An 8,269-nucleotide genomic window follows, 5' to 3' on the forward strand; every position below is an offset into this window, starting at 1 on the left:
AATTCTTGACATCTTTTATACTATTATATCAAATTAATTAAAATTTTTAACGCATATTTTTTTCAAAAATGCTCAAACTAAATGCGTAAGAGAAAATCAATATGATTTCTACTTAAAAAAGAGCCTGTCTTTATGATATGAAAATTTCATATTATAAAGTTGGCTCTTGATTTTTACTCTATAAAGAAATACGATTTTACAAAGTATTTATTCTCTTCATCCTCTGATACTTTAACTCTAATCTTAATTTCACTTTTAACATCTAGATTTTTATAAATCAAATAACTTTTTTCATTATAATTCATCTTAACATCAACTAATCCATCTTCTTCTCTGACTTTTAAAAAAACTGTCTTTTCATAATCTTTTTTAATCTTTAAAATTTCTATATTATACTTAAGTCCATCATATGTTATTTCAATATCTCTCATTGTATGCCCGGTATCATTAACTATACTTAAAACCGTTAAATTTTCACTTACATATTCCATATCAAACCCTCCATACTCGTCATAAATATATATTCTACTTTTATATATAAAATTCCTTTTAAACACAAAAAAACTCTAATCAATTTATTATCAACTAGAGTTTTTCCTAATATTTGTTACTTATATTATCCCAAGTTATATTTAACTTATTTTAAGAAAATCATTCATATAAGCATTTATATCAGTATAGCTAAGATCATCTAATTTAAGATATACACCTGTTATACTTTTTTCTAAATCTGTAATATCACCGTTTTTTATAATATTATAATCTCCATATATATTTCCATTAAAAACTTCTTTACCACTTAAAGAATAATCAAAATCTTCGCTTAATGTTATATAATCAATTCTTTCTTCTCTAGCTAAGAATAAATCATTTTCATTTTTAACACTAAAACCTATTATTTTATTATTCCCTATAAGATTTTTAACATCTAATATGCTCATATCATTATAATCTAAATGTACTCCATCTGCATTTATAGCCATAGCTACATCAATTCTATTTTTTACTAAAAAAACAGCTTTATATTTTGCACATAAACTTTTTATACTGCTTGCTTCTTTTATCATATCTCGTGTAACTTTATTAGAATTATACTGAACTAATTCAATGCCATTATCTAATGCTTTTTTAACATTTTCAATCAAAATATCCTGCTCTAATACCTCATCAATAACTAAATATTTTGTCCTGTCATTAAATCTCAAAACTCCCACCCCTTTATATTTATAAGAAACTGATATATATATATTAAAATTTAAACTTCATATTTTTTATACTATATCAAACTATATGAAAAGGTTACTAGAATTAATTAAATTGTTTATACAAATAAACTTAATTTAACCCTATATTATTCCACTATATAAATATACACTTATTAGATAAAATTATTACTCGTAGTTTATTACAATTTTACTTACTAGAAATTTCTAAGCCTTTAATATACTCTATTGCATTTATAACTTTTTGCTGTTGATTCTTAGGTATAATCTTATCTATAAAATTAAGGTCATCAACTGCTTGTGAATATGTAATAACTTTATTTTTTGCTGCCTGAACAATTTCATCAACCTTTGCAACTGCAGCTTTTTGAACTTCCTCTCTTTCATAAGTATTAAGCCCATGAATATCTTCTAATGCCTGCTGATAATTCCCTACTTGTATTTGATTTAAAACTTCTTCCTTACTTGCATTTATGCATGACACTAAAAATATAGCAAGCATACATGCCATAAGTGATAAAATCAACTTTTTTTTACTACTCATAAATAAAACCCTCCTTATTTCAAATCGTATCTATGGTTAGTATGTATTATTATTTTATTTTTATTCATAAAATTTTCCACAAAAAAAACTGCTTAATATAAAGCAGCTTACTCTTGTATATATTTTAGTCCAAATCTCAAAACAAAGTAATTTTCTTCTATAAGTAAAATATAAATATCAGAAATATTATAAAAGAATGTATCATATATAAAATCACTATCACAAGTCAATTTCCAATACTTAGTTGCATTAAGCCCAAGGTCTTCCATCATATAGTTTAATATATATTTATTTAATGCAGTTTTATCTTTATTATGACTATACTTAACTACCTTATTAGTAATCCAAACTCTTAACACATAATCCATTTCATTCTCAAATATATTTATCGCCTTAAATTTTAAAACAAGATTATAACTATCATCAACGAATCTAGAAACTCTCTCCCTCTCAGTATTCCCAAGGTCTAACCAATTTTTACTTTTTCGTTCTCTAATATCATCCTTTATATACTCTTCACAGTAACTTCTAAAACTCTCTTCTGGACTCTCTAAAAAATTAATTCTTTCAAATGCAAAATCATACTTCATCTCATCATCTGACATTGATTGAATATCTGCCATAGCTTTTAAATAACCATCAAGTTTAAGTGCATCAGTACAAACCATTAATTCTCCTCCCTTTCACTATCTCCAACGCCCTAATAAACACCACAATTGTATCTTATTTATACATTTTCACTATTTTTCGATTAATATTTATTTTATAATATATTAAAATATTCGTTTCTTTTTCAAAATCCTTTAATTTATTTTACTATTTCTAAATCATTATGTTATTACTTGCCTATACTTAAAATCTATATTATAATTAGCACATAAAAACTTATAAGTTTTCAAAAAAACTTTTTCTTAAAATTAGTTTTTACTTATATCTGAAGGAGTGTAATTAATGAGAAAATTTAAATTATCAAAAGAAAGAGAACAAGAACTTTTAAATAATATACAAGAATTTTTTATAACAGAAAGAGATGAGGAACTTGGTGACCTTGCTGCATCAATTGTCTTAGACTTTATAATAAATGAAATTGGACCTGAACTTTATAATCAAGGAATCTCAGATTCATATAAATATATGTCTGATAGAGTTGAAGACTTGCTCGGTATAACTAAATAGTTTTAGAAAGGAATGTTAAAATGGATTCAAACTATGAGAAAAAAAATCAGATAATACATGCTGCCGTTTACTTATTTTCAAATAAAGGGTTTTCATCAACATCTGTTCAAGATATAGCATCTTACTGTAATATTTCAAAAGCTACAATATATAAAATTTTTAAATCTAAAGAAGATATATTAATAGAAATTATAAAATATTTAAATAAGCAAACACTTTTACTTGTTGAAAATATTGATTTGAATGCTGATATGACTAACCTTGAAAAATTCGAAGAAAAAATCTTTGTATTCTTTGAACATTTATCTAACAAAAAAGATTTTACAATAATGGTTTATCAAGACCAATCTGTAGCTAGAGCTGATGCATTCCAAGAGATTTTCATAAAAAGCAAATTTTTTATTTTAAATTGGTTTAAAGAAATACTTTTAGATACATATGGTGAAACTTTAAAGCCAAACGTTTGGGATATGGTACTAACTCTTACTGGACTTATAAAAGAATTTGCCCAGATATCTATAATGAAGGATTTTATAGTTATAGAAACTCGTGATCTTTCTAAATATATAGTAAAAACTATGAGCTCACTTATTGAAAGTACTATAGGAACAAAACCTTTAATACCATTTGATAGTATGACTTGTCTTGATGCACATAAATATAAACTCATTAGTAGAGATTTACTTCTTGATGAAGCAAATTCACTAATAAGCAAAATTAAATCATCAATCCACAACTCAAAATCAATATTAAATAAAGAAGAATTATTTGAAGCTTTAGATTCTATAGAAACAGAAAAAGCTTCTGAAACTCCAAGGAAATATTTAATAGAAGGACTTATTCTTTATTTAGCAAAATATAAAGATCTTGAAAAAGATATTTTGTATCTTTCTCAAATTTATAAAAAATTATAAAAACAATGCTTGTCCCATCTATTGGAACAAGCATTGTTTTTCTTTTAATATTTATAGAAACAACTACCACCTATAAACTCTCTCAAAATAGAATTATAAGGTACTACATTAAAATCTATATCATCAAAAAACTTTAAAAATGTTTTAAGCCTTTTAGCTTCATAATAAACTTCACTAGCCTCATCTATTTTCTCTAATTCTTCTAACGCTAGAAATTTCAGAACTGATAACTCATATACAAGTGTAGAATTAAACATTACATCTGCTTGTTCTTGAAAAACAAAAATATTCTTTTCTTCACCTCGTTTAATAGATGACCACATAGATAATGTTTTTTCTGCATCATAACCTCTTGATAAACTATCTCTAACTATCCGTCTAATTTTCCTCACATCAGTTGTTGAAATCTTATTATGATTATCAAGATTTAACTGTGTTAATGCAGAAATATATACTTTAAACTTATATTTATCATCAATTTCTTTTGTAAGCCTATCATTTAATCCATGTATACCTTCAATAAGTAAAACTTCATCACTATTTAACCTTATCTTATGCCCTAACCATTCTCTATGACCTTTTTTAAAATTAAAAGATGGTATCTCAACTTCTTTTCCTAGAAGTAGATCTTTTAAGTTTGAATTAAATAGTGCTAAATCTAAAGCTTCTAAACATTCAAAGTCTGGTTTTCCTTCATCATCAAGTGGCGTTTTATCCCTGCTTATAAAATAATCATCAAGGGAAATCATAACTGGTTTAAGTCCATTTACCCTGAGCTGAACTGCAAGTCTTTTAGTAAAAGTGGTTTTTCCTGAAGATGATGGACCCGCAACTAAAACTATTTTCCTATTACTATCCTCACAAAATTTATCAGCTATTTTAGCTATTTTCTTCTCATGCAAAGCTTCTGACACTCTTATAATATCTTCTATACTACCTTCCTCAAGCTTATTATTAAGAGCACCTACATCTGCAACTTCTAATATATCAAGCCACTTTGCAGTTTCTTTAAAAACATTAAAAAGCTTCATTTGCTCTTTAAACTTTGGTAGCTCTGTTGGATTTTTAGTTCTTGGAAGCCTTATGATAAAACCTTTATCATAAAATAATAAATCAAAATTTTTAAGAACACCTGTTGAATAAGCCATTGAACCATAAAAGTAATCATATCTATCTTCTATCTTATATAAATTAACTTTTTCACTTTTAACATATTTAAGAAGCCTTTTTTTATCCTCCATCTTATAAATATCAAAAACTTGATTTGCAATATTTTTTTTAACCTTTTTTTTCTCAATAATAATATCACTCTTAATAATTTCATTCATTCTATTCTTGATAAGTAAAAGTTCACTGCTTGTAAGTGGAGTTCCTTTATGAATTTCACCATATATCCCCTTATTTATAGAATGCTCTATAGTAATTTTTGCATCCTTAAAAATATCAAGAGTAGCTTTTATAAAAATAAATTGAGCTGTCCTCTTATAAGTATCCATCCCAACCTTTTCTGTTATATCAATAAATTCAATATCTCCACTTTCTGAAACTAAAGATGTAAGCTCATAATATTTACTATTTTGTTTTGCTAAAACTATCGGAACACTCATATCTTTATAATCAGTAGGAAGAAGCTTACCAAAACTCACATTTTCAGTAATATCAACTTCCTTACCATTCACTTTAACTTTTAAATCCATAAACTTCGCCCCTTTATAAAATATACATTTACTTCATTTTATAAAAGTTACCTTAAAAATGTCCTAACTTTTAAAATATATATCAAATTTTCTAAATATTTAGTAATTAAGTATCAAGCTATTAAATATTATTTGTTAAGACCTTATTTATTTTAATTATTTATTTCTAAAAATGAATAATTAAAAATTTTACTATCAGAAGAAAATACTATTACAAACTCTAATTTTCTAATTAAATATATTTTATTAACCCCATAAAATGAATTTATCATTTTATATAAACTGTACTCTAAGCTTCTTATATCAACGCTTACAGATATTTATTCTCTTTATATTTTAAAGTCTTTATAGTTCATCAAATCTGCATTATCCAAATAATCCTATAATTAAGAATATTCTATGAACTACTAGAATTATTATATTATTTAGGTTATAATAAAGTCATAACAAGGGATTAGTCCCAGCGGGTCATATTATGACCCTTAATATAAAAAAATTTTTATATTAACAAATTGAAAGGTGGTATAAACAATGGCATTAGTTACTACAAAAGAAATGTTTAAAAAAGCTTACGAAGGTGGATACTCAATAGGAGCATTCAATATAAATAACATGGAGATAGTTCAAGGAATAGTTGCAGCTTGTAAAGCTAAAAACTCACCTGTTATCCTTCAATGTTCAACAGGAGCTATAAAATATGCAGGAGCTAAATACTTAGTAGAAATGGCTAAGATAGCTGCAGAAGAATCAGGAATCGATATCGCTGTACACTTAGATCACGGTCCAAGTATAGAAGCAGTTAAAGAAGTTATCGCAGCTGGATTCACTTCAGTTATGTTTGATGGTTCTCACTATGATTTCGAAGAAAATATCGTAAGAACTAAAGAAGTAGTTGAATACGCTCACGCTCATGGTGTAGTTGTAGAAGCTGAACTTGGAGTTTTAGCTGGAGTTGAAGATGACGTTGTTGCTGATGAGCACGTGTACACAAACCCAGACGAAGCTGTAAGATTTGTAAACGAAACAGGAGTTGATTCATTAGCTATCGCTATCGGAACATCTCACGGAGCTGTTAAATTTGCACCAGGTTCTAAGCCTCAATTAAAATTTGAAATATTAGAAGAGATCCAAAAAAGATTACCTGGTTTCCCAATAGTATTACACGGTGCTTCAGCAGTAGATGCTAACACAGTTAATAAATGTAACGAGTTCGGTGGAAACATCGCTAACGCTCAAGGTATTCCAGTTGAAATGTTAAGAAAGGCTTCTGCAATGGCTGTATGTAAAATAAACATGGATACTGATATCAGATTATCTATGACAGCTTCAATCAGAGAAACTTTCGGAACTAAACCAGAAATATTTGACCCAAGAGCTTACCTTGGAGCAGCTAGAACAGCACTTCAAGCATTAGTAGAAAATAAAATAGATAATATCTTAGGTTCAGAAAACGGAATGAACTAATTTAAGATAACACGAAAGGAACTGATTTTATTAAATCAGTTCCTTTTTTTATTCTCTTCTATTGTCATATTAAAACTTATATAAATTCTATCTTCCTACAAATTTATCATTTTTATTTAAATAATTTCTTATTTGATCAACGTCTTTATCACCTCTACCCGATAAGTTTACAACTATAATCTCATCCTTTGGTGCATTTTTTGCATACTTCATAGTATATGCAATTGCATGTGAACTTTCAATAGCTGGAACTATTCCTTCAAGCTCTGTAAGTGCTTTAAATGCATTTACTGCTTCATCATCTGTTATATAATAATACTCTGCCCTACCTGTTTTATATAAATTAGCATGTTCTGGTCCAACCCCTGGATAATCAAGCCCTGCTGAAATTGAATAAACTTCTTTTGGCTCACCTTTCTCATCAACTAAACAAGTAGTATTCATTCCATGAACTATAGCTTCAACACCTTTTGTAATCGTAGCTGCATGCATCTGTGTTTCAATTCCATGTCCCGCTGCTTCAACACCTATAAGTTTTACACTTTTCTCATTTAAAAATTCACCAAATGCTCCAATCGCATTGCTTCCTCCACCAACACAGGCTATTACTGTATCTGGTAATCTCTCCTCTTGTTCTAAAATCTGCTGCCTAATTTCTTTACCTATAACACTTTGAAATTCTTTAACCATTAGAGGATATGGATGTGGTCCAACTGCTGAACCTAAAACATAAAATGCTGAATCTACTTCTCCAACATATGCCATAAGAGCTGCATCAACTGCTTCCTTAAGAGTTCTAGTCCCCTCTTTTACTGCTATGACTTTTGCTCCTAAAAGTTCCATTTTAAAAACATTTAACTCTTGTCTTTGTGTATCCATTTCTCCCATATAAACATCACACTGCATTCCCATAAGTGCTGCAACTGTTGCTGTTGCTACTCCATGTTGACCTGCTCCTGTTTCAGCTATAACCTTTTTCTTACCCATTCTTTTAGCAAGAAGCATCTGTCCTATAACATTATTAATTTTATGTGCTCCTGTATGGTTTAAATCTTCTCTCTTTAAATATATTTTTCCTCCACCACACTTTTCAGTTAATCTTTCTGCAAAATAAAGTGGTGATGGTCTACCTACATATTGCTTTAAATAATACTCATATTCTTCCCTAAAACTTTTTTCATTTTTGTACTCCTCAAATGCTACCTCAAGCTGTGCAAGTGCTTTCTCTAATGGTTCTGGCACATATTGCCC

The 8,269-nt window shown here is 27.8% G+C and carries 9 protein-coding genes; 3 read left to right on the plus strand and 6 right to left on the minus strand.

Going from position 1 to position 8,269, the window contains the following annotated elements; genetic code table 11:
• Positions 1-173: 173 nt before the first annotated feature.
• From Q0V15_RS10010 to Q0V15_RS10025, 4 genes are all read right to left on the minus strand, one after another.
• Positions 174-491, minus strand: coding sequence for a hypothetical protein (locus tag Q0V15_RS10010; RefSeq protein ID WP_297438571.1), 318 nt, complete (start codon positions 489-491; stop codon positions 174-176).
• 141 nt (positions 492-632) lie between these two features.
• Positions 633-1,205 (minus strand): thiamine phosphate synthase, encoded by a 573-nt coding sequence (locus tag Q0V15_RS10015; RefSeq protein WP_297438573.1) that lies wholly within the window; start codon positions 1,203-1,205, stop codon positions 633-635.
• 208 nt (positions 1,206-1,413) lie between these two features.
• The gene (locus tag Q0V15_RS10020) at positions 1,414-1,767 is read right to left on the minus strand and encodes a hypothetical protein (RefSeq protein ID WP_297438574.1); all 354 of its coding nucleotides are present in this window, start codon (positions 1,765-1,767) and stop codon (positions 1,414-1,416) included.
• A 107-nt stretch (positions 1,768-1,874) separates the two neighbouring features.
• A complete protein-coding gene (locus Q0V15_RS10025; protein WP_297438576.1) occupies positions 1,875-2,435 on the minus strand; it encodes a hypothetical protein in 561 nt (186 codons plus the stop codon).
• A gap of 283 nt (positions 2,436-2,718) precedes the next feature.
• Here Q0V15_RS10025 and Q0V15_RS10030 point away from each other — a divergent pair, with 283 nt between their 5' ends.
• Both Q0V15_RS10030 and Q0V15_RS10035 read left to right on the plus strand, forming a co-directional pair.
• Complete coding sequence (locus Q0V15_RS10030; protein ID WP_297438578.1) at positions 2,719-2,943, plus strand: DUF2164 domain-containing protein; 225 nt, start codon at positions 2,719-2,721, stop codon at positions 2,941-2,943.
• A gap of 20 nt (positions 2,944-2,963) precedes the next feature.
• Complete coding sequence (locus Q0V15_RS10035; RefSeq protein ID WP_297438580.1) at positions 2,964-3,857, plus strand: TetR/AcrR family transcriptional regulator; 894 nt, start codon at positions 2,964-2,966, stop codon at positions 3,855-3,857.
• Positions 3,858-3,901: 44 nt separating this feature from the next.
• On the opposite strand, the gene Q0V15_RS10040 is transcribed toward Q0V15_RS10035, so the two are convergent.
• The gene (locus tag Q0V15_RS10040; protein ID WP_297438582.1) at positions 3,902-5,554 is read right to left on the minus strand and encodes a nucleoside kinase; all 1,653 of its coding nucleotides are present in this window, start codon (positions 5,552-5,554) and stop codon (positions 3,902-3,904) included.
• A gap of 531 nt (positions 5,555-6,085) precedes the next feature.
• On the opposite strand from Q0V15_RS10040, the gene fba reads away from it, so the two are divergent.
• On the plus strand, positions 6,086-7,018 hold the full coding sequence (gene fba, locus Q0V15_RS10045) for a class II fructose-1,6-bisphosphate aldolase (RefSeq protein WP_297438584.1): 933 nt from the start codon (positions 6,086-6,088) through the stop codon (positions 7,016-7,018).
• Positions 7,019-7,105: 87 nt separating this feature from the next.
• Here the strand turns inward: fba and trpB are convergent.
• A partial coding sequence (gene trpB / locus Q0V15_RS10050; RefSeq protein ID WP_297438586.1) for a tryptophan synthase subunit beta occupies positions 7,106-8,269 on the minus strand: 1,164 nt, incomplete at its 5' end.

The sequence above is a fragment of the uncultured Clostridium sp. genome, from assembly GCF_947036855.1.
In the GTDB taxonomy this organism is placed as follows: Bacteria; Bacillota; Clostridia; order Clostridiales; family Clostridiaceae; genus Sarcina.

Excerpts from the sequence above, each read along its gene's own strand:
- Q0V15_RS10010 (WP_297438571.1), bottom strand. The coding sequence starts at position 491 with ATGGAATATGTAAGTGAAAATTTAACGGTTTTAAGTATAGTTAATGAT.
- Q0V15_RS10020 (WP_297438574.1), bottom strand. The coding sequence starts at position 1,767 with ATGAGTAGTAAAAAAAAGTTGATTTTATCACTTATGGCATGTATGCTT.
- Q0V15_RS10025 (WP_297438576.1), bottom strand. The coding sequence starts at position 2,435 with ATGGTTTGTACTGATGCACTTAAACTTGATGGTTATTTAAAAGCTATG.
- Q0V15_RS10030 (WP_297438578.1), top strand. The coding sequence starts at position 2,719 with ATGAGAAAATTTAAATTATCAAAAGAAAGAGAACAAGAACTTTTAAAT.
- Q0V15_RS10035 (WP_297438580.1), top strand. The coding sequence starts at position 2,964 with ATGGATTCAAACTATGAGAAAAAAAATCAGATAATACATGCTGCCGTT.
- Q0V15_RS10040 (WP_297438582.1), bottom strand. The coding sequence starts at position 5,554 with ATGGATTTAAAAGTTAAAGTGAATGGTAAGGAAGTTGATATTACTGAA.
- fba (WP_297438584.1), top strand. The coding sequence starts at position 6,086 with ATGGCATTAGTTACTACAAAAGAAATGTTTAAAAAAGCTTACGAAGGT.